Annotated in this window: 36 protein-coding genes; 6 read left to right on the plus strand and 30 right to left on the minus strand. The window is 45.6% G+C overall.

Annotation, left to right across the window (positions count from 1 at the left end; translation table 11 throughout):
* The first annotated feature begins 48 nt into the window (after nt 1-48).
* Nucleotides 49-669 carry an FKBP-type peptidyl-prolyl cis-trans isomerase gene (locus R7Z10_RS11670; protein WP_005383137.1) on the plus strand — a complete coding sequence of 207 codons (621 nt, stop codon included), beginning with the start codon at nt 49-51 and terminating at the stop codon, nt 667-669.
* A 153-nt stretch (nt 670-822) separates the two neighbouring features.
* Nucleotides 823-1,302, plus strand: a complete 480-nt coding sequence (locus R7Z10_RS11675; protein ID WP_017820297.1) for a DUF2780 domain-containing protein — start codon at nt 823-825, stop codon at nt 1,300-1,302.
* Nucleotides 1,303-1,437: 135 nt separating this feature from the next.
* Here the strand turns inward: R7Z10_RS11675 and rplQ are convergent, their stop codons facing one another.
* From rplQ to rpmE, 29 genes are all read right to left on the minus strand, one after another.
* The gene (gene rplQ, locus R7Z10_RS11680; protein ID WP_005383141.1) at nt 1,438-1,818 is read right to left on the minus strand and encodes a 50S ribosomal protein L17; all 381 of its coding nucleotides are present in this window, start codon (nt 1,816-1,818) and stop codon (nt 1,438-1,440) included.
* A 26-nt stretch (nt 1,819-1,844) separates the two neighbouring features.
* Nucleotides 1,845-2,837, minus strand: a complete 993-nt coding sequence (gene rpoA, locus R7Z10_RS11685) for a DNA-directed RNA polymerase subunit alpha (protein WP_213913697.1) — start codon at nt 2,835-2,837, stop codon at nt 1,845-1,847.
* A 24-nt stretch (nt 2,838-2,861) separates the two neighbouring features.
* Nucleotides 2,862-3,482 carry a 30S ribosomal protein S4 gene (gene rpsD / locus R7Z10_RS11690; RefSeq protein WP_005383146.1) on the minus strand — a complete coding sequence of 207 codons (621 nt, stop codon included), beginning with the start codon at nt 3,480-3,482 and terminating at the stop codon, nt 2,862-2,864.
* Nucleotides 3,483-3,509: 27 nt separating this feature from the next.
* The gene (gene rpsK / locus R7Z10_RS11695) at nt 3,510-3,899 is read right to left on the minus strand and encodes a 30S ribosomal protein S11 (RefSeq protein ID WP_001118870.1); all 390 of its coding nucleotides are present in this window, start codon (nt 3,897-3,899) and stop codon (nt 3,510-3,512) included.
* Between the two features lie 18 nt (nt 3,900-3,917).
* Nucleotides 3,918-4,274 (minus strand): 30S ribosomal protein S13, encoded by a 357-nt coding sequence (rpsM, locus tag R7Z10_RS11700; RefSeq protein ID WP_005383154.1) that lies wholly within the window; start codon nt 4,272-4,274, stop codon nt 3,918-3,920.
* Nucleotides 4,275-4,423: 149 nt separating this feature from the next.
* Complete coding sequence (gene rpmJ / locus R7Z10_RS11705) at nt 4,424-4,537, minus strand: 50S ribosomal protein L36 (RefSeq protein ID WP_000868186.1); 114 nt, start codon at nt 4,535-4,537, stop codon at nt 4,424-4,426.
* Between the two features lie 38 nt (nt 4,538-4,575).
* On the minus strand, nt 4,576-5,910 hold the full coding sequence (gene secY, locus R7Z10_RS11710) for a preprotein translocase subunit SecY (RefSeq protein WP_005379562.1): 1,335 nt from the start codon (nt 5,908-5,910) through the stop codon (nt 4,576-4,578).
* A 20-nt stretch (nt 5,911-5,930) separates the two neighbouring features.
* Entirely contained in the window at nt 5,931-6,365 is a 435-nt protein-coding gene (gene rplO, locus R7Z10_RS11715; RefSeq protein ID WP_005383155.1) for a 50S ribosomal protein L15, read from the minus strand.
* Nucleotides 6,366-6,370: 5 nt separating this feature from the next.
* Nucleotides 6,371-6,547 (minus strand): 50S ribosomal protein L30, encoded by a 177-nt coding sequence (gene rpmD, locus R7Z10_RS11720; protein WP_005379565.1) that lies wholly within the window; start codon nt 6,545-6,547, stop codon nt 6,371-6,373.
* A gap of 7 nt (nt 6,548-6,554) precedes the next feature.
* Complete coding sequence (gene rpsE / locus R7Z10_RS11725) at nt 6,555-7,058, minus strand: 30S ribosomal protein S5 (protein ID WP_004745894.1); 504 nt, start codon at nt 7,056-7,058, stop codon at nt 6,555-6,557.
* Nucleotides 7,059-7,072: 14 nt separating this feature from the next.
* A complete protein-coding gene (gene rplR / locus R7Z10_RS11730) occupies nt 7,073-7,426 on the minus strand; it encodes a 50S ribosomal protein L18 (protein WP_005379568.1) in 354 nt (117 codons plus the stop codon).
* Between the two features lie 9 nt (nt 7,427-7,435).
* Nucleotides 7,436-7,969, minus strand: coding sequence for a 50S ribosomal protein L6 (gene rplF / locus R7Z10_RS11735; RefSeq protein ID WP_005379570.1), 534 nt, complete (start codon nt 7,967-7,969; stop codon nt 7,436-7,438).
* Nucleotides 7,970-7,982: 13 nt separating this feature from the next.
* On the minus strand, nt 7,983-8,375 hold the full coding sequence (gene rpsH, locus R7Z10_RS11740) for a 30S ribosomal protein S8 (protein WP_005379572.1): 393 nt from the start codon (nt 8,373-8,375) through the stop codon (nt 7,983-7,985).
* A gap of 29 nt (nt 8,376-8,404) precedes the next feature.
* Nucleotides 8,405-8,710, minus strand: a complete 306-nt coding sequence (gene rpsN / locus R7Z10_RS11745; protein WP_004410442.1) for a 30S ribosomal protein S14 — start codon at nt 8,708-8,710, stop codon at nt 8,405-8,407.
* A 17-nt stretch (nt 8,711-8,727) separates the two neighbouring features.
* Complete coding sequence (gene rplE, locus R7Z10_RS11750; RefSeq protein WP_005379573.1) at nt 8,728-9,267, minus strand: 50S ribosomal protein L5; 540 nt, start codon at nt 9,265-9,267, stop codon at nt 8,728-8,730.
* A gap of 23 nt (nt 9,268-9,290) precedes the next feature.
* Nucleotides 9,291-9,608 (minus strand): 50S ribosomal protein L24, encoded by a 318-nt coding sequence (rplX, locus tag R7Z10_RS11755; protein ID WP_005379574.1) that lies wholly within the window; start codon nt 9,606-9,608, stop codon nt 9,291-9,293.
* A 13-nt stretch (nt 9,609-9,621) separates the two neighbouring features.
* Nucleotides 9,622-9,993 (minus strand): 50S ribosomal protein L14, encoded by a 372-nt coding sequence (gene rplN / locus R7Z10_RS11760; protein WP_004410450.1) that lies wholly within the window; start codon nt 9,991-9,993, stop codon nt 9,622-9,624.
* A 162-nt stretch (nt 9,994-10,155) separates the two neighbouring features.
* Complete coding sequence (rpsQ, locus tag R7Z10_RS11765) at nt 10,156-10,410, minus strand: 30S ribosomal protein S17 (protein WP_140367210.1); 255 nt, start codon at nt 10,408-10,410, stop codon at nt 10,156-10,158.
* Complete coding sequence (gene rpmC / locus R7Z10_RS11770) at nt 10,410-10,601, minus strand: 50S ribosomal protein L29 (RefSeq protein ID WP_005379576.1); 192 nt, start codon at nt 10,599-10,601, stop codon at nt 10,410-10,412. Before rpmC ends, rpsQ begins: the two co-directional genes overlap by 1 nt.
* Nucleotides 10,601-11,011 carry a 50S ribosomal protein L16 gene (gene rplP, locus R7Z10_RS11775; RefSeq protein WP_005379577.1) on the minus strand — a complete coding sequence of 137 codons (411 nt, stop codon included), beginning with the start codon at nt 11,009-11,011 and terminating at the stop codon, nt 10,601-10,603. The genes rpmC and rplP overlap by 1 nt, the downstream gene beginning before the upstream one ends.
* 11 nt (nt 11,012-11,022) lie before the next feature.
* Nucleotides 11,023-11,721, minus strand: coding sequence for a 30S ribosomal protein S3 (gene rpsC, locus R7Z10_RS11780; protein ID WP_005383161.1), 699 nt, complete (start codon nt 11,719-11,721; stop codon nt 11,023-11,025).
* 18 nt (nt 11,722-11,739) lie between these two features.
* Nucleotides 11,740-12,072 carry a 50S ribosomal protein L22 gene (gene rplV, locus R7Z10_RS11785; RefSeq protein ID WP_005383164.1) on the minus strand — a complete coding sequence of 111 codons (333 nt, stop codon included), beginning with the start codon at nt 12,070-12,072 and terminating at the stop codon, nt 11,740-11,742.
* Between the two features lie 10 nt (nt 12,073-12,082).
* Nucleotides 12,083-12,361, minus strand: a complete 279-nt coding sequence (rpsS, locus tag R7Z10_RS11790; protein WP_004394525.1) for a 30S ribosomal protein S19 — start codon at nt 12,359-12,361, stop codon at nt 12,083-12,085.
* 21 nt (nt 12,362-12,382) lie between these two features.
* Entirely contained in the window at nt 12,383-13,207 is an 825-nt protein-coding gene (gene rplB / locus R7Z10_RS11795; RefSeq protein WP_005383168.1) for a 50S ribosomal protein L2, read from the minus strand.
* Between the two features lie 15 nt (nt 13,208-13,222).
* The gene (gene rplW, locus R7Z10_RS11800; protein WP_004398471.1) at nt 13,223-13,525 is read right to left on the minus strand and encodes a 50S ribosomal protein L23; all 303 of its coding nucleotides are present in this window, start codon (nt 13,523-13,525) and stop codon (nt 13,223-13,225) included.
* Nucleotides 13,522-14,124 (minus strand): 50S ribosomal protein L4, encoded by a 603-nt coding sequence (gene rplD / locus R7Z10_RS11805; protein WP_005379556.1) that lies wholly within the window; start codon nt 14,122-14,124, stop codon nt 13,522-13,524. Before rplD ends, rplW begins: the two co-directional genes overlap by 4 nt.
* A gap of 17 nt (nt 14,125-14,141) precedes the next feature.
* The gene (gene rplC / locus R7Z10_RS11810; RefSeq protein WP_005379555.1) at nt 14,142-14,771 is read right to left on the minus strand and encodes a 50S ribosomal protein L3; all 630 of its coding nucleotides are present in this window, start codon (nt 14,769-14,771) and stop codon (nt 14,142-14,144) included.
* A 14-nt stretch (nt 14,772-14,785) separates the two neighbouring features.
* Nucleotides 14,786-15,097, minus strand: coding sequence for a 30S ribosomal protein S10 (gene rpsJ, locus R7Z10_RS11815; protein WP_004410492.1), 312 nt, complete (start codon nt 15,095-15,097; stop codon nt 14,786-14,788).
* A 456-nt stretch (nt 15,098-15,553) separates the two neighbouring features.
* On the minus strand, nt 15,554-15,775 hold the full coding sequence (gene rpmE, locus R7Z10_RS11820) for a 50S ribosomal protein L31 (RefSeq protein WP_005379546.1): 222 nt from the start codon (nt 15,773-15,775) through the stop codon (nt 15,554-15,556).
* A gap of 296 nt (nt 15,776-16,071) precedes the next feature.
* On the opposite strand from rpmE, the gene priA reads away from it, so the two are divergent.
* The 3 genes from priA (at nt 16,072) to ftsN (ending at nt 20,369) form a co-directional block, all read left to right on the plus strand.
* The gene (priA, locus tag R7Z10_RS11825) at nt 16,072-18,273 is read left to right on the plus strand and encodes a primosomal protein N' (RefSeq protein ID WP_213971563.1); all 2,202 of its coding nucleotides are present in this window, start codon (nt 16,072-16,074) and stop codon (nt 18,271-18,273) included.
* A 303-nt stretch (nt 18,274-18,576) separates the two neighbouring features.
* On the plus strand, nt 18,577-19,605 hold the full coding sequence (gene cytR, locus R7Z10_RS11830) for a DNA-binding transcriptional regulator CytR (protein ID WP_254901949.1): 1,029 nt from the start codon (nt 18,577-18,579) through the stop codon (nt 19,603-19,605).
* 215 nt (nt 19,606-19,820) lie between these two features.
* Nucleotides 19,821-20,369 (plus strand): cell division protein FtsN, encoded by a 549-nt coding sequence (gene ftsN / locus R7Z10_RS11835; protein WP_053809480.1) that lies wholly within the window; start codon nt 19,821-19,823, stop codon nt 20,367-20,369.
* 43 nt (nt 20,370-20,412) lie between these two features.
* Here ftsN and R7Z10_RS11840 read toward each other — a convergent pair whose 3' ends face one another.
* A complete protein-coding gene (locus tag R7Z10_RS11840) occupies nt 20,413-21,606 on the minus strand; it encodes an ISL3 family transposase (protein ID WP_203346307.1) in 1,194 nt (397 codons plus the stop codon).
* Between the two features lie 177 nt (nt 21,607-21,783).
* On the opposite strand from R7Z10_RS11840, the gene hslV reads away from it, so the two are divergent.
* Complete coding sequence (gene hslV, locus R7Z10_RS11845; protein ID WP_005383176.1) at nt 21,784-22,335, plus strand: ATP-dependent protease subunit HslV; 552 nt, start codon at nt 21,784-21,786, stop codon at nt 22,333-22,335.
* Nucleotides 22,336-22,349: the final 14 nt, after the last annotated feature.

Consider the following 22,349-nt stretch of genomic DNA (forward strand, 5'->3'; position numbering starts at 1 on the left):
GAAACTGATATCCTGTTACCTTTATCACTCCTAATAAGAGCGACATTCATGTCTGAAATTAAATTTGAAACTGCAGAACAAAAAGCAAGCTACGGCATTGGTCTGCAAATGGGTCAGCAACTTGCAGGCTCTGGTCTTGAAGGTCTTAGCGTTGATGCTATCGCAGCAGGTATTGCAACAGCACTAACTGGTGACATGCCATCAATCGAAATTGATGAAATCAACAAAGCACTACAAGAACTTCACACTCGTGCAGAAACAGCTCGCCAAGAAGCAGCAAAAATTGCGGCAGCAGAAGGCGAAGCGTTCCTAAAAGACAACGCTCTACGACCTGAAGTTAACGTTCTAGACTCTGGTCTTCAGTACGAAATCATTTCTGAAGGTACTGGTGCAGTTCCTACAGCAGAAAGCTCAGTTCGCGTTCACTACCACGGTGAGCTAACTGACGGTACTGTATTCGATAGCTCTGTATCTCGCGGTCAACCTGCTGAATTCCCTGTTACAGGTGTAATCAAAGGTTGGGTAGAGGCACTACAACTAATGCCTGTTGGCTCTAAGTGGAAGCTATACGTACCACAAGATCTTGCGTACGGTGAGCGTGGCGCTGGTGCGGCTATCCCTCCATTTGCAGCTTTAGTTTTCGAAGTAGAACTATTAGATATTATCTAATTGAAACCATTTTCAATTATGATTAAATAAAACGGCGCACTAGCGCCGTTTTTTTGTCTAAACTGAATAGACTTTCTCACCTCTGAACCTTTCACTCTGATAGCCTTTAAAAATAAAATCACTTTTAAAAAACGCTCAACCTTTGGAGGTACTATGCGTAAAACACTCCTAACTCTAGCACTCCTATCAATCAACATTGGTAGTGCGCACGCATTCTTAGATTCAGTCACTCAAAAAAGTAAAGAAAGTGGCCTGATGGACATGGTCGGCAGCAGCTTGAACACCGAGTCGTCTCCATTAACAGACATGCTAACTAGCCAATTACCAGTATCCACTGAGCAAGCAGCCGGAGGCAGTGGTGCACTACTCGCTTTGGCTCAAAGCCAGCTTTCGCAAGAAAATAGTAGTGAATTACAGTCTTTGATTCCTGGACTTTCAAACTTGCAAGGAGCACAAAGCTTACTAGGAAATATTGAGAATATCAGTGCAGTAAAAAGTGCATTCGATACGTTAGGTTTAGACCCATCTATGATCAGTCAGTTTGCTCCAGTAATCTTGGATTACTTGAACAAGCAAGGCGCTAGCGAAGGGCTTCTAAGTTCGTTGGGCGGGTTGTGGAATACTAGTAAATAAGCGTAAGTGATAATCACTTTTTAAATTGCCAGTCTGCATGGGTTGAAATAAATGTAGGCTGGATATAAAGGTTTACTGAATTACAGATACAAAAAAGCCGAGCTAATGCTCGGCTTTCTCGTTCTTACGAACTGATTACTCAGCAGCTTCTTCAGCAGCTGGGCGATCTACAAGCTCAATGTAAGCCATTGGAGCTTTATCACCAGCACGGAAGCCAGCTTTTAGGATACGAGTGTAACCGCCCTGACGAGCAGCAAAACGTGGACCTAGTTCGTTAAATAGTTTTGCAACTACTTCGTTGTCACGAGTACGTGCAAATGCTAGACGACGGTTAGCAACACTGTCAGTCTTAGCTAGTGTAATCAAAGGCTCAACTACGCGACGTAGCTCTTTTGCTTTTGGCAAAGTAGTCTTGATAACTTCATGACGTACTAGAGAGCTAGCCATGTTGCTGAACATCGCTTTGCGATGTGAGCTGTTGCGGTTGAGTTGACGACCACTCTTACGATGGCGCATGACCTAATCCTTCTAACTAGTATCGATTAATCTTCAGCGATTGATGCAGGTGGCCAGTTTTCTAGGCGCATGCCCAGAGACAGACCACGTGACGCAAGTACGTCTTTAATCTCAGTAAGAGATTTTTTACCAAGGTTAGGCGTTTTAAGTAGCTCAACCTCAGTACGTTGTACTAGATCACCGATGTAGTGAATCGCTTCTGCTTTCAGACAGTTAGCAGAGCGAACTGTTAGTTCAAGATCGTCTACAGGACGCAGTAGGATCGGATCGAATTCTGGCTTCTCTTCCTTCTCCTCAGGAACTCGTACATCACGAAGATCTACGAATGCATCCAATTGTTCAGCTAGGATTGTAGCTGCACGACGGATTGCTTCCTCAGGTTCTAGAGTACCGTTTGTTTCCATATCGATAACAAGCTTGTCTAGATCAGTACGCTGTTCTACACGAGCTGCTTCTACAGCGTAGGCAATTTTGTCTACTGGGCTGTAAGTAGCATCTACTAGTAGGCGACCGATAGGACGCTCGTCTTCTTCGTTATGGATACGCGCAGAAGCTGGAACATAACCACGACCACGTTCAACTTTGATACGCATTGCGATCTCAGCGTTGTCATCCGTTAGGTGACAAATTACGTGTTCAGGGTTAGCGATCTCTACATCACCATCATGGGTGATGTCACCTGCAACCACAGGGCCCGAGCCTGATTTGTTCAAAGTAATGAACACTTCATCTTTGCCTTCGGCAACGCGCACAGCCAAACCTTTAAGGTTTAGAAGAACTTCAAGAATATCTTCTTGAACGCCTTCTTTCGTGCTGTACTCATGAAGTACGCCTTCGATTTCTACTTCTGTTACAGCACAACCTGGCATAGAAGATAGAAGGATGCGGCGAAGTGCATTACCCAGAGTATGACCAAAGCCACGCTCTAATGGCTCAAGAGTTACTTTTGCGTGAGTCGAGCTGATTTGTTCAATGTCAACTAGACGTGGCTTAAGAAATTCTGTTACAGAACCCTGCATTGTGTCCTCTCTTTAGTTTAAACCTTACTTAGAGTAAAGCTCGACGATCAATTGTTCGTTGATGTCAGCTGATAGATCAGAACGCTCAGGCATACGCTTGAATGTACCTTCCATCTTGCCACCATCTACTTCAATCCAAGTTGGTTTTTCACGTTGTTCAGCAACTTCTAGAGCTGCTTTGATACGAGCTTGCTGTTTAGCTTTCTCGCGAATAGAAACAACGTCATTAGCCGCTACTTTGAAAGAAGGAACGTTTACAACTTTACCGTTTACTAGGATAGCTTTGTGGCTAACTAGCTGACGTGCTTCTGCGCGAGTTGCGCCAAAGCCCATGCGGTAAACTACGTTATCAAGACGACCTTCAAGAAGCTGAAGTAGGTTTTCACCAGTGTTGCCTTTTAGGCGAGCAGCTTCTTTGTAGTAGTTACGGAATTGTTTTTCTAAAACGCCGTACATACGACGTACTTTTTGCTTCTCACGAAGCTGAACGCCATACTCAGATAGACGACCGCGACGAGCGCCGTGTACACCTGGTGCGTTATCAATTTTACACTTGGTATCGATCGCGCGAACACCAGACTTAAGGAATAAGTCAGTGCCTTCACGACGGCTAAGCTTCAGCTTAGGACCCAAATATCTTGCCATGATTCTTCTCCAATTGTCCTAGAAACGTTATACGCGACGTTTCTTAGGTGGACGACAACCGTTATGAGGGATTGGTGTAGCATCAACGATGTTTGTGATGCGGAAACCAGCGGCGTTTAGTGCACGAACAGTAGATTCGCGACCTGGACCAGGACCCTTAACCATAACTTCCAAGTTCTTTAGGCCGTATTCTTTAGCCATTTCAGCACAACGCTCAGCAGCAACCTGTGCAGCGAACGGAGTAGACTTACGAGAACCACGGAAACCAGAACCACCTGCAGTAGCCCATGCAAGAGCGTTACCTTGACGGTCAGTAATGGTTACGATTGTGTTATTGAAAGAAGCATGGATGTGCGCAACGCCATCTGCAACTTGCTTGCGTACGCGCTTACGAGCGCGAGTTGGTTGTTTAGCCATTGTACTCTACCTTCCCGATTATTTCTTGATCGGCTTACGCGGACCCTTACGGGTGCGAGCGTTGGTTTTAGTACGCTGTCCACGTAGTGGTAGACTGCGACGATGACGAAGACCACGGTAACAGCCAAGGTCCATAAGACGCTTGATGTTCATAGATACTTCACGACGTAGATCACCTTCTACAGTGTACTTAGCTACACCATCACGCAGTTGATCGATCTGCTCTTCAGTTAGTTCACTGATCTTAACATTTTCAGCAATACCCACTTCAGCTAGGATAGCTTGAGAGCGAGTTTTACCGATGCCGTAGATCGCTGTTAGAGCGATTACTGCATGTTTCTGATCAGGAATGTTAATGCCTGCTATACGGGCCATTATTCACTCCTAAGTGTTTCTATAAAAGAATTAGCCGCAGCAAAGCCCGTTATGGATACGCTGCGGAATACTACTTCTTTTGCACGCAAAAGGTAGGCCGAGGAATATACTCGACCCAACCTTCATTTTCAAGTAAAAATTTCTGCTAATTAGCCTTGGCGCTGTTTGTGCTTTGGCTCACTGCAAATCACGCGAACGACACCGTTACGCTTGATTACTTTACAGTTACGGCAGATTTTTTTAACGGAAGCACGAACTTTCATTGCTAAACTCCGTAAATGAAACTGAGTCTACTGCCGGATTAACGGCCGTAGCCTTTCAGATTCGCTTTCTTCAACACAGAATCATACTGTTGAGACATCAGATGAGTCTGTACCTGTGCCATAAAGTCCATAATTACAACAACTACGATTAGTAGCGATGTACCGCCGAAGTAGAAACGTACGTTCCACGCGACCATCATGAACTCGGGAATCAGACAGATAAAGGTAATGTACAGTGCACCAGCAAGGGTTAGACGTGTCATTACTTTATCAATGTATTTCGCTGTCTGCTCACCTGGGCGGATACCGGGTACGAATGCACCAGACTTCTTCAAGTTATCTGCTGTTTCACGTGGGTTGAAAACCAACGCAGTGTAGAAGAAACAGAAGAAGATAATTGCTGCTGCATAAAGCATTACATACAACGGTTGACCTGGGCTAAGAGCCAAAGACACGTCAGTTAACCAACCAAACGCGCTGCTCTCACCGTTTTGACCAAACCACTGAGCCAATGTTCCTGGGAACAAGATAATACTTGATGCAAAGATCGCGGGAATTACACCTGCCATGTTAATTTTAAGAGGCAAGTGCGAGCTTTGCGCAGCAAATACTTTACGACCTTGTTGACGTTTCGCATAGTTAACGACGATTCGGCGTTGACCACGTTCCATGAAAACAACGAAGTAAATTACTGCAAAAGCTAATACCGCGATTAGCAACAGAAGAAGTACATGCAATTCACCTTGACGCGCTTGCTCGATTGTTTGACCGATTGCAGAAGGCAATCCAGCAACAATACCTGCAAAAATTAGTATCGAAATACCATTACCAATTCCGCGCTCTGTAATTTGTTCACCTAACCACATCAAGAACATGGTACCGGTTACTAAACTTACGGTAGCAATTAGCGTAAACATGGTTTGGTTGATAACAACCAGATTGTCGACCATGTTTGGTAGGCCAGTTGCAATACCTATAGCTTGGAAGGTTGCAAGTACAAGCGTGCCGTAGCGTGTGTATTGGCTTATCTTACGACGGCCTGCTTCACCCTCTTTTTTGAGTTCAGCTAACGCTGGATGAACTACAGTTAGCAATTGGACAACAATAGATGCCGAAATATACGGCATGATGCCCAATGCTAATATAGATGCACGCTCAAGAGCACCACCGGAGAACATGTTAAACATTTCAACGATGGTACCTTTTTGCTGTTCGAACAAATCGGCAAGTACAGCAGCGTCAATACCAGGAATCGGCACAAAAGAGCCGGCTCGGAATACTAAAAGTGCACCAATTACGAATAACAAGCGCGACTTTAGTTCACTTAAGCCGCTCTGAGCACTACGAAAATCTTGTCCTGGTTTCTTAGCCATCTGTACCTCGTTCCTCGAGATTATTCCTCGATTTTACCGCCTGCAGCTTCGATTGCAGCTTTAGCGCCTTTAGTCACACGTAGACCTTTAACAGTCACTGCTTTGTTGATTTCACCAGAAAGAACAACTTTTACAAATTCGATGTTCTTAGTGATGATGTTAGCAGCTTTAAGACTGTTTAGATCAACTACGTCACCAGAAACTTTCGCTAGCTCAGCTAGACGAACTTCAGCAGACACTAGGCTCTTACGAGAAGTGAAACCGAATTTTGGTAGACGTTGTTTCAGAGGCATCTGACCGCCTTCGAAACCTGGACGAACACTGCCGCCAGAACGTGATTTTTGACCTTTGTGACCACGGCCACCAGTTTTACCTAGGCCTGAACCGATACCACGACCTACTCGCTTCGCAGAAGTTTTCGCGCCAGCAGCCGGTGCTAGAGTATTCAAACGCATTCTGATTACTCCTCAACTTTAACCATGTAGTAAACCTTGTTGATCATACCGCGAATACACGGAGTATCTTCAAGTTCTACTGTGTGGTTGATTTTACGAAGACCTAGACCGCGCAAAGTAGCTTTGTGCTTTGGCAGACGACCAATTGAGCTTTTAGTTTGAGTTACTTTAATAGTTGCCATGGTGTTCTTACTCCGAAATAGATTCAACAGTTAGACCACGTTTAGCAGCAACCATTTCTGGTGACTTCATGCTACCTAGTGCATCGATCGTTGCACGAACGATGTTGATAGGGTTCGTAGAACCGTACGCTTTAGATAGTACGTTGTGTACACCAGCAACTTCTAGTACTGCACGCATCGCACCACCTGCGATAACACCAGTACCTTCTGCAGCAGGCTGCATGTAAACTTTAGAGCCCGAATGGCGACCTTTCACTGGGTGGTGAAGAGTGCCTTCGTTTAGAGCGATCGTAGTCATATTACGACGCGCTTTTTCCATTGCTTTTTGAATCGCTGCAGGTACTTCACGAGCTTTGCCGTAACCGAAACCTACACGACCGTTACCGTCACCAACTACTGTTAGTGCAGTGAAGCTCATGATTCGACCACCTTTAACCGTTTTAGAAACACGGTTAACTGCGATTAGCTTTTCTTGCAAATCATTCGCTTGAACTTGTTGTTCTTTAGCCATCTTCCAACCCTACCTTAGAATTTCAGACCAGCTTCGCGAGCAGATTCTGCTAGCGCCGCTACTCGACCGTGGTATTGGAAACCAGAACGATCAAATGCAACTGCAGTTACGCCCTTCTCTAGAGCGCGCTCAGCAATAGCTTTACCCACTGCTTTAGCTGCATCAACGTTACCAGTGTATTTCACTTGCTCACGGATCGCTTTTTCTACAGTAGAAGCTGCTGCGATAACCTCAGAGCCGTTAGCCGCGATAACCTGTGCGTACACGTGACGAGGAGTACGGTGTACAACTAGGCGAGTCGCACCCAGTTCTGCAATCTTACGACGTGCACGTGTAGCACGACGGATGCGAGATGCTTTCTTATCCATAGTGTTACCTTACTTCTTCTTAGCTTCTTTAGTACGCACATTTTCATCTGCGTAACGAACACCTTTGCCTTTGTATGGCTCAGGCTCACGGTAAGAACGAATGTCAGCCGCAACTTGACCAACTAGTTGCTTGTCAGCACCAGTGATCACGATTTCAGTTTGGCTTGGACATTCAGCTTTAATACCCGCTGGCAACTCGTGCTCAACTGGGTGTGAGAAGCCTAGTGTTAGACCTACAGCGTTGCCTTTGATAGCAGCACGGTAACCTACACCTTTAAGAGTTAGCTTCTTAGTAAAGCCTTCAGTAACACCAACAACCATGTTGTTAACTAGAGCGCGAGCAGTACCTGCTTGAGCCCATGCGTTAGCAACACCTTCTTTAGGACCGAAAGTCAGGTTATTTTCTTCCTGAGCGATTACAACTGCGTTGTTAAGAACGCGAGTTAGTTCGCCTTTCGCACCTTTTACAGTGATTTCTTGGCCGTTTAGTTTCACCTCTACGCCAGCTGGAATAGCGACAGGTGCTTTTGCAACACGAGACATAGTCTACTCCTTATTAAGCTACGTAAGCGATGATTTCACCACCAAGACCTGCTTTACGTGCAGCGCGGTCTGACATAAGACCCTTGGAAGTAGAAACGATAGCAATACCAAGACCACCCATTACAGAAGGAAGTTCATCTTTCTTCTTGTAAACACGTAGACCTGGACGAGAAACACGTTTAAGTTGCTCGATTACTGGTTTAGCTTGGAAGTACTTAAGTGTAACTTCTAGCTCAGGTTTTGCTTCGCCTTCAACAGCGAAGTCAACGATGTAACCTTCAGCTTTTAGTAGTGCAGCAATTGCAACTTTAAGCTTTGAAGAAGGCATTTTTACAGCAACTTTGTTTGCTGCCTGACCGTTACGAACGCGGGTCAGCATATCCGAAATCGGATCTTGCATGCTCATATGATTTACTCCAAATGATTAAGTGGCAATTACCAGCTAGCCTTACGAAGACCCGGAATCTCGCCTTTCATGCAAGCTTCACGAACCTTAATACGGCTTAGACCGAACTTACGTAGGTAACCGTGTGGACGACCAGTTTGGTTGCAACGGTTGCGCTGACGTGATGCACTTGAATCACGTGGAAGAGATTGCAGTGTAAGAACCGCGTTCCAACGATCTTCTTCAGATGCGTTTACATCGCTGATGATAGCTTTTAGCGCTGCACGCTTTTCAGCGAACTTAGCTACTAGCTTCGCACGTTTTGCTTCACGTGCTTTCATTGAATTTTTAGCCATAACAGTAACCCTTCACCTTACTTACGGAATGGGAAGTTAAAGGCAGCCAGCAGAGCACGGCCTTCCTCATCAGTACCAGCAGACGTCGTAATAGTGATGTCTAGACCGCGTACTCGATCAACTTTATCAAAGTCGATTTCCGGGAAGATGATTTGCTCGCGAACGCCCATGCTGTAGTTACCGCGACCGTCAAAAGACTTAGCGCTAACACCACGGAAGTCACGTACACGTGGAAGAGCGATGTTAATTAAACGCTCAAGAAAATCCCACATACGTTCGCCACGCAAGGTTACTTTACAACCGATAGGGTAGCCTTCACGGATTTTGAAACCTGCAACAGATTTGCGCGCTTTTGTGATAAGTGGCTTTTGACCAGAGATCGTTGCCATATCAGACGCTGCATTTTCTAGCAGTTTCTTATCGTTGATTGCTTCACCAACACCCATGTTTAGGGTGATTTTCTCGATTCTAGGGACTTGCATGACGCTTGTGTAACCGAACTGTTTGGTCAGTTCAGCGACTACAGACGACTTGTAGTAATCATGCAGTTTCGCCATAGTAGAACTCCAAATTACTTCTATTAGTTAGAAACGGTTTCGCCGTTAGACTTGAAGAAACGAACTTTTTTGCCGTCTTCAAAACGGAAACCGATACGGTCAGCTTTACCAGTAGCTGCGTTAAAGATAGCCACGTTAGAAACGTCGATAGCTGCTTCTTGCTCTACGATACCGCCTTGGATACCCATAGCTGGAACAGGTTTCTGATGTTTCTTAACTAGGTTGATACCTTCAACGATAACTTTACCAGTTGCTAGAACCTTAGTTACTTTACCTTTCTTGCCTTTGTCTTTACCAGCAAGAACGATTACTTCGTCATTACGACGGATTTTAGCTGCCATTTCTACGTGCTCCTTACAGAACTTCTGGAGCCAGTGAAACGATCTTCATGAACTTATCGCCACGAAGTTCGCGTGTCACAGGACCAAAGATACGTGTACCGATTGGTTGCTCAGTATTGTCGTTTAGCAATACGCAAGCATTTCGGTCGAAGCGAATGACAGAACCGTCAGGACGACGTACGCCTTTACGGGTGCGCACTACCACCGCCTTCAGAACATCACCTTTTTTAACTTTACCGCGAGGGATTGCTTCCTTCACAGTAACTTTGATGACGTCACCGATATGTGCATAACGGCGGTGAGAGCCACCCAGAACCTTAATACACATTACGCTGCGTGCGCCTGAGTTATCAGCTGCGTCCAGCATACTTTGCATTTGGATCATGTTAGTGCTCCGCTAAATATTAATAACTAGACCCATCACGGGTCGGGCTGCCTCTTTAAAAGGGACGCGAATTGTACCACCCTTTTTTGTGATTGGGTAGTCAAAAAATAAACGGCTCCAAAAATATTTTGGAGCCGCTTTAGTTTCATAGAATTAACGAGATTAAATCTTCGCCTTTTCTAGAACTTTTACCAAAGTCCAAGACTTAGTCTTAGACAGTGGACGACACTCTGCGATTTCAACTGTGTCGCCTAGGCCACACTCGTTGTTCTCGTCATGTGCGTGTACTTTAGTCGTACGTTTTACGTATTTACCGTAGATTGGGTGTTTTACGAAACGTTCGATAGCAACAGTGATAGACTTGTCCATCTTGTCGCTAATTACACGACCTTGTTGAGTACGTTTTACTTCGCTCATTATGCGCCTGCCTTCTCAGTCAAAACAGTTTTCACACGTGCGATATCACGGCGTACAGCTTTCAGAGTATGAGTTTGCTGTAGTTGACCAGTCGCAGCTTGCATGCGCAAGTTGAACTGTTCGCGTAGCAAATTCATTAGCTCAGCGTTAAGCTCTTCAACGCTTTTCTCGCGTAGATCTTGTGCTTTCATCACATCACCTGCTTAGTTACAAATGTAGTTTTGAAAGGCAGTTTACGTGCCGCAAGACGGAACGCTTCACGTGCCAATTCTTCAGGTACACCACCCATTTCGTACATAACCTTACCAGGTTGGATTTGGGCTACCCAGTACTCAACGTTACCTTTACCCTTACCTTGACGAACTTCAAGTGGTTTTTCTGTGATTGGTTTGTCTGGGAACACACGGATCCAGATTTTACCTTGACGCTTAACGTGACGTGTCATTGCACGACGTGCCGCTTCGATTTGACGAGCAGTTAGACGACCACGGCCAACAGCTTTAAGACCGAATTCGCCGAAGCTTACATCAGTACCTTTAGCTAGACCACGGTTACGACCAGTCTGAACCTTACGGAACTTAGTACGTTTAGGTTGTAGCATCTGTCGACTCCTTACTTACGGCCTTTACGCTGCTTCTTAGGCTTGTCGCCTTTAGGCTCTACAGCGTTAGCTGCTGGCATACCACCTAGGATTTCACCTTTGAAGATCCAAGTTTTAATGCCGATCACACCGTATTGAGTGTGAGCCGAAGAAGTTGCGTAATCAATGTCAGCACGTAGAGTGTGTAGAGGCACACGGCCTTCACGGTACCACTCTGAACGTGCGATTTCAGCGCCGCCTAGACGACCGCTTACTTCCACTTTGATACCTTTAGCGCCTAGGCGCATTGCGTTTTGTACTGCGCGCTTCATAGCACGGCGGAACATAACACGACGCTCTAGCTGAGACGCGATGCTGTCACCAACAAGTTGCGCATCTAGTTCAGGCTTACGTACTTCAGCGATGTTAATTTGCGCTGGTACACCTGCAATTTTAGCTACAGCTGCGCGTAGCTTCTCAACGTCTTCACCTTTCTTACCGATAACAACGCCTGGACGAGCAGTGTGAATAGTCACACGGATGCTCTTAGCAGGACGCTCGATAACGATACGTGATAGAGACGCTTTTTTCAGTTCACTTGTAAGGAACTGACGTACCTTGAAGTCGCCGTCTAGGTTGTCAGCGAAATCTTTGGTGTTAGCAAACCATGTAGCATTCCAAGGCTTAACGATGCCTAGACGAATACCATTTGGATGTACTTTTTGACCCATTGCTTACTCTCCTAGTCTCTAGCGATCTGCTACAACAACAGTGATGTGGCTTGAACGCTTCAAGATACGATCCGCACGACCTTTAGCACGAGGCATAATACGCTTCATGGTTGGGCCTTCATCTACAAAGATTTTTGCGACATTCAGATCGTCAATATCTGCACCTTCGTTGTGCTCCGCGTTAGCGATAGCAGACTCTAGAACTTTCTTAACTAGTGCAGCAGCTTTTTTGTTGCTGAACGTTAGGATTTCTAGAGCTTGGTCAACAGATTTACCACGGATTAGATCCGCAACTAAGCGAGCTTTCTGAGGCGAAATGCGAGCAAAGTTATGTTTAGCAATTGCTTCCATTATCTACTCCTTAGCGCTTCTTAGCTTTCTTATCCGCAGCGTGACCGCGGTAAGTGCGTGTTGGTGCGAATTCACCCAGTTTGTGACCGATCATTTCATCAGTTACAAATACTGGTACGTGCTGACGACCATTATGGACAGCGATGGTCAAACCGATCATCGTAGGGATGATCATTGAACGACGGGACCAAGTCTTAATAGGCTTTTTGTCTCCGCTTTCCACCGCTTTCTCTACCTTCTTCAGCAAGTGTAGGTCAATAAAAGGACCTTTCTTGAGAGAACGTGGCATGGCGATTCCTCTTTATATAGATTACTTGTTACGACGACGTACGATGTACTTGTCAGTGCGTTTGTTCTTACGAGTCTTGAAGCCTTTAGTAGGCATACCCCAAGGAGATACTGGGTGACGACCACCAGAAGTACGGCCTTCACCACCACCATGTGGGTGGTCAATCGGGTTCATTACAACACCACGAACCGTTGGACGGATACCGCGATGACGTGATGCACCTGCTTTACCAAGTTCACGTAGCATGTGCTCAGAGTTACCAACTTCACCGATTGTTGCACGGCCTTCAGAAAGAACTTTGCGCATCTCGCCAGAACGTAGACGGATAGTTACGTACGCACCGTCGCGAGCAACGATTTGAGCGTAAGCACCAGCCGAACGAGCTAGCTGACCACCTTTACCAGGCTTAAGTTCAACGTTATGTACTGTTGAACCTACTGGGATATTACGCATTGGTAGAGTGTTACCAGCTTTGATTGGTGCATCAACACCAGACTGAATAACATCACCAGCTACAACACCTTTAGGTGCTAGGATGTAGCGACGCTCACCGTCTTTGTAAAGAACTAGAGCAATGTTTGCGCTACGGTTTGGATCGTATTCAAGACGCTCAACTGTCGCTGGAATACCATCTTTAGTACGTTTGAAGTCAACTACACGGTAGTGGTGCTTGTGACCACCGCCGATGTGACGTACTGTGATACGACCCTTGTTGTTACGACCACCGTTCTTAGAGTTTTTCTCTAGAAGAGGTGCGTATGGCTTGCCCTTGTGTAGGTCAGCGTTAACAACTTTAACAACGTGACGACGACCAGGGGAAGTCGGCTTACATTTAACAATAGCCATTTTTAACTACTCCTGTTATTCCGCGCCGCCAACGAAGTCAAGATCTTGACCTTCTTTCAAAGTAACGTACGCTTTCTTAACGTCGCTGCGGCGACCTTGGCGTAGACCTTGACGTTTGGTCTTACCCTTAGTGATAAGAGTATTTACAGACTTAACTTCAACTTCAAATAGCTTTTCTACAGCTGCTTTGATCTCTTTTTTAGTCGCATCTTTCGCTACTTTGAAAACGATAGTGTTCGCTTTCTCAGCTGCCATAGTTGCTTTTTCAGAGATGTGCGGTGCACGTAGAACTTTTAGGATACGCTCTTCAGTGATCATGCTAGCATTTCCTCTACTTGCTTAACTGCTTCTGCAGTCATTACAACTTTGTCAAACGCGATTAGAGATACTGGATCGATACCAGCAACATCACGTGCGTCAACTTTGTATAGGTTACGAGCAGCTAGGAATAGATTCTCATCTACTTCGCTAGTCACGATTAGAGCGTCAGTTAGCTCAAGCTCTTTAAGCTTAGCAACTAGCTCTTTAGTCTTTGGTGCTTCAACTGAGAAGTTATCAACAACGATTAGACGCTCTTGACGAACAAGCTCAGAAAGAATGCTCTTCATAGCACCACGGTACATTTTTTTGTTTACTTTTTGGCTGTGATCTTGTGGTTTCGCAGCAAAAGTAACACCACCTGTACGCCAGATTGGGCTACGGATTGTACCAGCACGCGCACGGCCAGTACCTTTTTGACGCCATGGCTTAGCGCCACCGCCAGAAACTTCTGAACGTGTTTTTTGAGCACGAGTACCTTGACGAGCACCTGCTGCGTACGCAACAACTACTTGGTGTACAAGAGCTTCGTTAAACTCACGTCCGAAAGTAGTTTCGGAAACAGTTAGTGCATCGGCACCTTTAACCATTAGTTCCATTACTTACTCCTGAGACGTTATGCTTTAACAGCTGGTTTAACGATCACGTTGCCGCCAGTTGCGCCTGGGACTGCACCTTTAATAAGAAGCAGGTTGCGCTCAGCGTCAACACGTACGATCTCTAGGTTTTGAGTCGTTACACGCTCAGCACCCATGTGACCTGCCATTTTCTTGCCTTTAAATACGCGACCTGGAGTCTGACATTGACCGATAGAACCAGGAGCACGGTGAGACAATGAGTTACCGTGAGTCATATCTTGAGTACGGAAGTTCCAACGCTTAACAGCGCCTTGGAAACCTTTACCCTTAGATGTACCAGTAACGTCTACTTTCTTAGTTTCGTTGAATAGTTCAACAGTTAGTTCTGAACCAACTTCGAACTCTTCGCCGTTTTCTAAACGGAATTCCCAAAGACCGCGACCAGCTTCAACGCCAGCTTTAGCAAAGTGACCTGCTTCAGCTTTGTTTACGCGGTTAGCTTTCTTAGAACCAGCTGTAACCTGGATTGCTGCGTAGCCGTCAGTTTCAAGAGTTTTCACTTGAGAAACACGGTTAGCTTCAACCTCAACAACAGTTACTGGGATAGAAACGCCTTCTTCAGTAAATACGCGGGTCATGCCCACTTTACGACCGATTAGACCAATCATACTTCTAATCTCCCTTAACCTAGGCTAATTTGAACGTCAACGCCCGCAGCAAGGTCTAGACGCATTAGAGCATCAACAGTCTTGTCTGTTGGCTCAACGATGTCGATTAGACGCTTGTGAGTACGGATTTCGTACTGGTCACGTGCTTTCTTGTTAACGTGTGGAGAGATAAGAACTGTGAAACGCTCTTTACGAGTTGGCAGTGGGATTGGACCACGAACCTGTGCGCCAGTGCGCTTAGCTGTTTCAACGATTTCCGCTGTAGAAGCATCGATTAGTTTGTAATCGAAAGCTTTTAGGCGGATACGGATACGTTGGTTCTGCATGAGACAGAGCTCCAAATTTAATAAATTACACAAACAATATCGCCACTCAAACTCGTCAAGACGAGAGAATGCCGATTGATTTATGTGAAACCGTAGCATCCAAGATTAGGACGCATTGTCAGTTAATTTTCGATTAACTATCCCTATATGCCAAAGTCACCTTTGAGGATAGTTTTTCCGAAGAAAAGATAGCTAATTGTATTAACCGCGAACATAAGCTGAGTATACATTACCTCACAAATCCTTAGATTTGCTCGCTCCTCACTGCTCATTGGTTCACAACTGGCTTAACCAGTGCGCTGCATTATACAGATCACACTTTAGGTTGCAAGCGCTGAGTGAAAAATAATCGGGAATATTCCAAACCCCATACATTCATCTTCGCTTGGTAGCCATTAAAACAAAAAGGACGCCGAAGCGTCCTTTTCTAAACTGTAATCGTAATAGCGGCTGCTATTATTTCTTACCGCTTGATAGTGCACCGAAACGCTTGTTGAAGCGATCAACACGGCCGCCTGTATCAACGATACGTTGCTTACCAGTGTAGAATGGGTGACACTTGTCACATACGTCTAGGTGGATAGACTCTTTACCTAGAGTAGAGTTGAACTCAAAAGAGTTGCCGCAAGAACAAGTCGCTTTTACTGCTTTGTATTCTGGGTGGATACCAGCTTTCATGGGATAACCTCAATAGTAGGCCGTGTCGCTATACGAATCTAAGCCGCACACCACACGCAATTAATAATAAAATGGGATACCGCATCAACTAATTGCCGAAGCCATATCTCAAGGCGCGATATAGTAAAGAATCACATTGCTCGGATCAACACATTTGGCAACTTTTTCGCCACTTTTTTAGCCAGACTAATCATAGAGGCACGATTCACGCTGAATCGCATTGCTTTACTCGAATTTCCATACCGATTTTAATAGACTCTCATTTCCTTTCCCTCTTTTTTAATAGCTAAGAATTTATGCGTCCAACCATTGCTAGAGTGGCATTACCCGTTCCGCTCGACAAACAATTTGATTACGCCATTCCGGGGCACCTGTTTCCGATCATTGGTGGACGCGTTTCCGTACCTTTTGGACGCCAAACCTTAGTCGGCATCGTCACCGCAATGGTGAACCACTCCGACTTTCCTAAAGAGCAGCTTAAGCCAATCAAAGCGGTATTAGACTCCCAACCGATATGGCCAGAGACGCTTTATTCTCTGCTAAATTGGAGCAGCCAGTTCTATCAGTACCCTCTAGGTGACACTCTACACAATGCAATGCCTGCCGCGCTGAGGAAAGGCAAACCGGCTGACTTTGCAACGCTACAAGAATGGCAACTGACAGAAGCAGGAAGAAATAAGCTCATGCAAGGGCTTGGACGTGCGATAAAACAACAGCGTGCACTCCAAATGATGGTCAACGGCCCAACCTCGCATCAAGAGCTCTTGGATCAAGAAGTAAACTCAACCATCTTAAAAAACCTCGAAGAAAAAGGTTGGGTCGAGCGCATCGAGAAAAAGCCGACCATTACGAAATGGAGTCAAAATGTAGAGTGTACGGTTGAGAAACCAAAGCTTAACCATGAACAAGCACTCGCGATTGCCAGCGTAAATAGCCAAACGGGCTTTGCTTGCTATTTATTAGAAGGGGTAACTGGCTCTGGTAAAACCGAAGTTTACTTAAACCTTATCAAGCCCGTTCTAGAGCAAGGGAAACAAGCATTAGTTTTAGTACCTGAGATCGGTCTAACGCCCCAAACCATCAACCGCTTTAAACATCGATTTAATGTCCCGGTAGATGTGATTCATTCCGGTTTGAATGAAACAGAGCGTTTGAACGCCTGGTTATCGGCTCGCGATAAAGCCGCGGGGATCATCATTGGTACGCGCTCAGCCCTACTGACACCTTTTGCTGATTTGGGGATTATTATCGTTGATGAAGAGCATGACGCATCGTATAAGCAACAAGACAGCTTGCGTTACCATGCCCGTGATGTTGCCGTCATGCGTGCCCATAAAGAGCAAGTACCGATTGTCCTTGGCTCAGCGACGCCAGCGTTAGAAACCCTACATAATGCACTGTCTGGTAAATATCACCATTTAACACTCACCCAACGAGCTGGCTCTGCCGTGCCAACCACCAATAAAGTGTTAGATGTAAAAGGTCAGTATTTAGAAAGCGGCTTATCCGCCCAACTGATTGCAGAAATGCGCAAACACTTAAAAGTGGGCAATCAGGTTATGTTGTTTCTTAACCGCCGAGGTTTCTCGCCCGCTTTGATGTGCCATGAATGTGGTTGGATTGCAGAATGTAAACGCTGTGATGCGTACTATACGTTCCACCATTACAGCAACGAAATACGCTGCCATCACTGCGGCTCACAACAACCTGTCATTCATCAGTGTCAGGGGTGTGGTTCAACTCAATTGGTTACCGTCGGCGTAGGAACGGAACAACTCGAACAACAATTGGCTCAGTTATTTCCAGAATACAACGCCATTCGCATCGACAGAGACAGCACACGTCGCAAAGGTAGTTTGGAAGATGCCCTTGAGTCGATTCGTAAAGGTGAATACCAAATACTGATAGGCACTCAAATGCTGGCTAAGGGGCACCACTTTCCAAATGTAACGCTCGTAGCTCTTTTGGATGTTGATGGCTCTTTGTATAGTAGTGATTTTCGCGCTTCGGAGCGATTAGCTCAGCTGTTTATTCAGGTCGCAGGTCGTGCTGGCCGAGCAAGTAAACCTGGCGAAGTGATCCTGCAAACTCACCATCCTGAGCACAGCTTGCTGCAAGCCCTACTTCAAAAAGACTATCGTCACTTTGCTATGACAGCTCTGGAAGAACGCAAACTGGCTCAGCTTCCGCCTTATAGTTTCTTGACTCTGTTTAAAGCAGAAGCAAACCAAAGTGAGGTAGTTGAAGACTTCCTGCGTCAGGTTCGCTTTACGTTAGAATCACACCCTCTGTTCGATGATTCCTGCATGGTGTTAGGCCCCACTCCTTCACCTTTGGCCAAGCGGGCTGGTAAATACCGCTGGCAGCTGTTACTTCAAACCCAGCATCGTTCATTGATGCAAAAGTTATTAACCAGTGCCAAACCTGCTATTGAGTTGTTGCCAAATGCCAAGAAAGTTCGCTGGAATTTAGACATAGAGCCACAAGATCTCAGCTAGCAAACGTTTAACTATGTAATGAATTACCATTTAATGTGACGAGCATCACGACGGGATTGCAATTTTTGTTAAACAGACCGTAACTTTCACTTTAGAAATGAATAGACTATCCAAATTAGAAAAGTCTAAAGTGACTTGTTCGCACAGGCTTAGATTAAAACAATGACTATTCCCACAAATTGATGTCGCAGTGAAGAATCCATTTTTCCACTTGTTAACACGAACTGAGCGAAGAGCAAACGCTGCTCTAACTCAGCGTGATTACTATGATTTCAAACCGGAATAACGTCATCTTGGCAAAAAATAAACGAGAGGTTAAAAACTATGGCGACAATGAAGGATGTTGCCCAGCTTGCGGGAGTGTCTACGGCTACGGTATCTCGAGCATTAATGAACCCAGAGAAGGTCTCTTCTTCAACGAGAAAAAGAGTAGAAGATGCCGTACTTGAAGCGGGTTATTCTCCAAACTCATTAGCGCGTAACTTACGTAGAAACGAATCAAAAACCATTGTCACTATCGTTCCCGACATCTGTGATCCTTATTTTTCTGAAATTATTCGCGGTATTGAAGATGCTGCCATGGAACATGGCTATCTAGTCCTGCTGGGCGATAGCGGACAACAGAAGAAACGCGAAAGTTCTTTCGTTAACCTCGTATTTACTAAGCAGGCGGATGGAATGCTACTGCTTGGCACAGATCTACCGTTCGATGTCAGTAAGCCAGAACAAAAGAACTTACCTCCGATGGTAATGGCGTGTGAATTTGCGCCAGAGTTAGAACTTCCGACAGTACATATTGACAACCTGACCTCAGCATTTGAAGCGGTGAATTACCTAACCCAACTAGGTCATAAACGCATCGCGCAAATCTCGGGGCCAGATACGGCAATATTGTGTCAGTTCCGCCAGCAAGGCTACCAACAAGCCCTGCGCCGTGCCGGCATCAATAAAGATCCACAATATAGTGTCATTACTGAGTTCTCTTTTGATGGCGGAGCAAAAGCCGTTCGCAAACTGCTCGAATTGCCTGAGCCACCAACGGCTATTTTCTGTCACTGTGACACAATGGCCATCGGCGCAATTCAAGAAGCGAAAAAGCTTGGCTTACGAGTACCGCAAGATCTCTCTGTTGTGGGCTTTGATGACATTAACTTCGCTCAGTACTGCGATCCACCGTTGACCACCATCTCTCAGCCTCGCTATGAGATTGGTCGACAAGCAATGCTAATGATGCTCGAGATGTTAAAAGGCCACGACGTGCATTCAGGCTCGCGTTTGCTTGAAACTAATCTCGTCATTCGCGGAAGTGCAGCGCCACCACAGCGCCCTTAACCTAAAAATTAAGTATCCATACCCAAAGCGGTGCTAAGGCGCCGCTTTTTATTTACCCCATCTGCTTTTTGTTTATCCCGCACAAATATAAGCTCGAACGGAAACACACTCCGACGTTGTCGCGCTTTAGCTATCAAGATTCTATCAATAGGGTGTTTTCTCAACTCGTTCTGGATTAACATATTTGCAAGAATCCTTGATGACCAGAAATAACCGTGGCAAATAGAGATTATGTAAGACGGGGGCGAGGTGCCCCAAAAAAGTCGACAAAAAAACAACCGCCGAGAAGAAAAAAACCTTGGCGTAGTGGCCTGCTCGCTATCTTGCTTGTGGGCGGTTTTGGCTATGGCCTTTACCTTTTGAGTAGCGACCCAGAACCAAAACCACCTGTCGTGAAACAGCCAACAACCACTGTGAGCAAACCAAAGCCGAAAAAAGATTTGCCGCCACCACCAGAAGAAAAATGGGAATATGTCGAGTCACTACCGAAACGTGAAGTTGAAGTTGTGGCCAAAGAAATTGAAGTTTCTAAGATTCCCTACATCATGCAATGTGGCGCTTACAAAACCCAGGCGCAAGCAGAAGAGCGCAAGCTTGCAATCGCGTTCCAAGGGATGTCGAGCAAGATTCGTAAGAAAGAAGGCAGTTCATGGTATCGCGTGGTGCTAGGTCCGTATAAGTTCAAACGTGATGCAGAACGTGACCGTCATAAACTGCAACGCGCGAAAATCGAGCCATGTGCGATTTGGAAAGAAAATCTTTAAACTCAGGCCCAAGGAGCTAAGATCCTAGGGCCTTTCTTTTGGTTCATCGCGGCTTTCCGGGGAAAGCCGCTTTTATCTTTAAGAAGAAGTAATCAGTATCTCGATATCCATACCCCATCCGCTTGATTAACTTTATCTTGTTATTTATTCCTTCGAGGGTACAGGTATTCAACGGATAGCTTGCTGAAGCAGTAATCCCATGAAGGTATGGACGGAGCTTTCGAGCGAACTCTTTTAACGGCTTGATCCCACTCTCATTCACTTGCTCCCACCATACCTTCCATAGGTTTTTAGCCTGAAGTTCAGATCCACAACGCCAGAGTTCCTTTAATTGTGCCCCCAGTAGGTAGGTTGTCATCAAGTCCTGATTCATCTCCAATATTTCAGTCAGGTAGCCGTCTTGTTGTGTATTTAAATTATCCCTATTTTTCAATAACACCCAACGTGAACGCTTGACCCATTGCCTTGCCTTTTTATCATGTTTTAGCTTATTGGCTTGGTCGACTCTGACTCTATCCATGACTTCACGACCGAACTTAGCAACAACGTGGAACAAGTCGTAAACGATACGTGCATTTGGGCAATGCTCTTGGACTTCAAGGTCAAAAGCCGTGTTCATATCCATTGCTACCGCTTCGATGTTTTTGCCATGCTCACCTAACTGCTCGAAGAACGGTCGAATATCCTTACGGCTGCGGCCTAGCCCTATCCAGATAACCTGATGGCTTTTAGCATCAGCAATGACGGTGGCATAACGATGTCCCTTAAAAATTGCGAACTCGTCCATGACGAGTTGCCTTAATTCACCCCATTTAACTTGCGGTACTACTTGTTGAAGTCGACGCTTATCTATCTCTTTGATTGTGTGCCAATGAACTCCTGTCAATTGGGCAATATGCTTAATTGGCAACAGCGGCAACAACTGTTCTATGTAGCTTCGTAGACGATTGGTGATGCGAGCATAAGGCTCTAACCAAGATAATCGTTCCGTTTTAATACCGCAGTGACTGCACTTAATGCGTCGAGTTTGGACGGATAGTTCAACGGGCACTCCAAGCAGTGAGGCTTCTTTCACGTTGCGCCATTGATACTCATGTACGGCTTGAGCTTTACGTCCACACGGGCACTTAGCGATAGAGTTCGGTTCGAGAGTGAGCTTAATCAATGATGCAGTCTGATGAGACTTTACGATATGAAAGCCTTCCCAGAATGAAGATAGGAAAGTATGATTCGACATGAAAACGGTAGTTTGTGTAGGTTTTGTTTGGCGATAAAACTCTATCACTTACTACCGTTTTTGTTTTGAGTTCCCGCTTATCCGCGATGAACCTTTCTTTTTGCCCCCCTTGAATCCCTATTTCCCCTCCCCCATATACTGAATTAAATCCAAAGAGAAATAATCAAGAGGTCGACTGTGACTACCATTGTATCTGTACGTCGAAATAATAAAGTCGTCATCGCGGGTGATGGCCAAGTATCTCTAGGCAATACCGTAATGAAAGGTAATGCGCGCAAAGTTCGCCGCCTATACAACAACCAAGTACTAGCGGGCTTTGCCGGCGGTACTGCGGATGCCTTCACCCTTTTTGAGCGCTTCGAAAGCAAACTGCAAATGCACCAAGGTCACCTAACCAAAGCGGCAGTTGAGCTAGCCAAAGACTGGCGTAGCGATCGTGCTCTGCGCAAGCTCGAAGCCTTACTTGCCGTTGCCGACGAAACCGCATCGTTAATCATTACCGGTAATGGTGATGTCGTACAGCCAGAACACGACCTGATTGCGATTGGCTCTGGTGGTGCTTACGCACAAGCTGCCGCAACCGCCCTACTAGAAAACACAGATCTAGATGCTCGTGAGATCGCGGAAAAAGCTCTCAATATCGCGGGTGATATTTGTGTCTTCACGAACCATCACCACACGGTAGAAGAGCTAGACTCAACAGTAGAGCCTGAAAAACCAACCGCGTAATCGTAACGAAGTAA

It is taken from the genome of Vibrio sp. Vb1018 (assembly GCF_033338775.1).
Taxonomy (GTDB): Bacteria; Pseudomonadota; Gammaproteobacteria; order Enterobacterales; family Vibrionaceae; genus Vibrio; species Vibrio alginolyticus.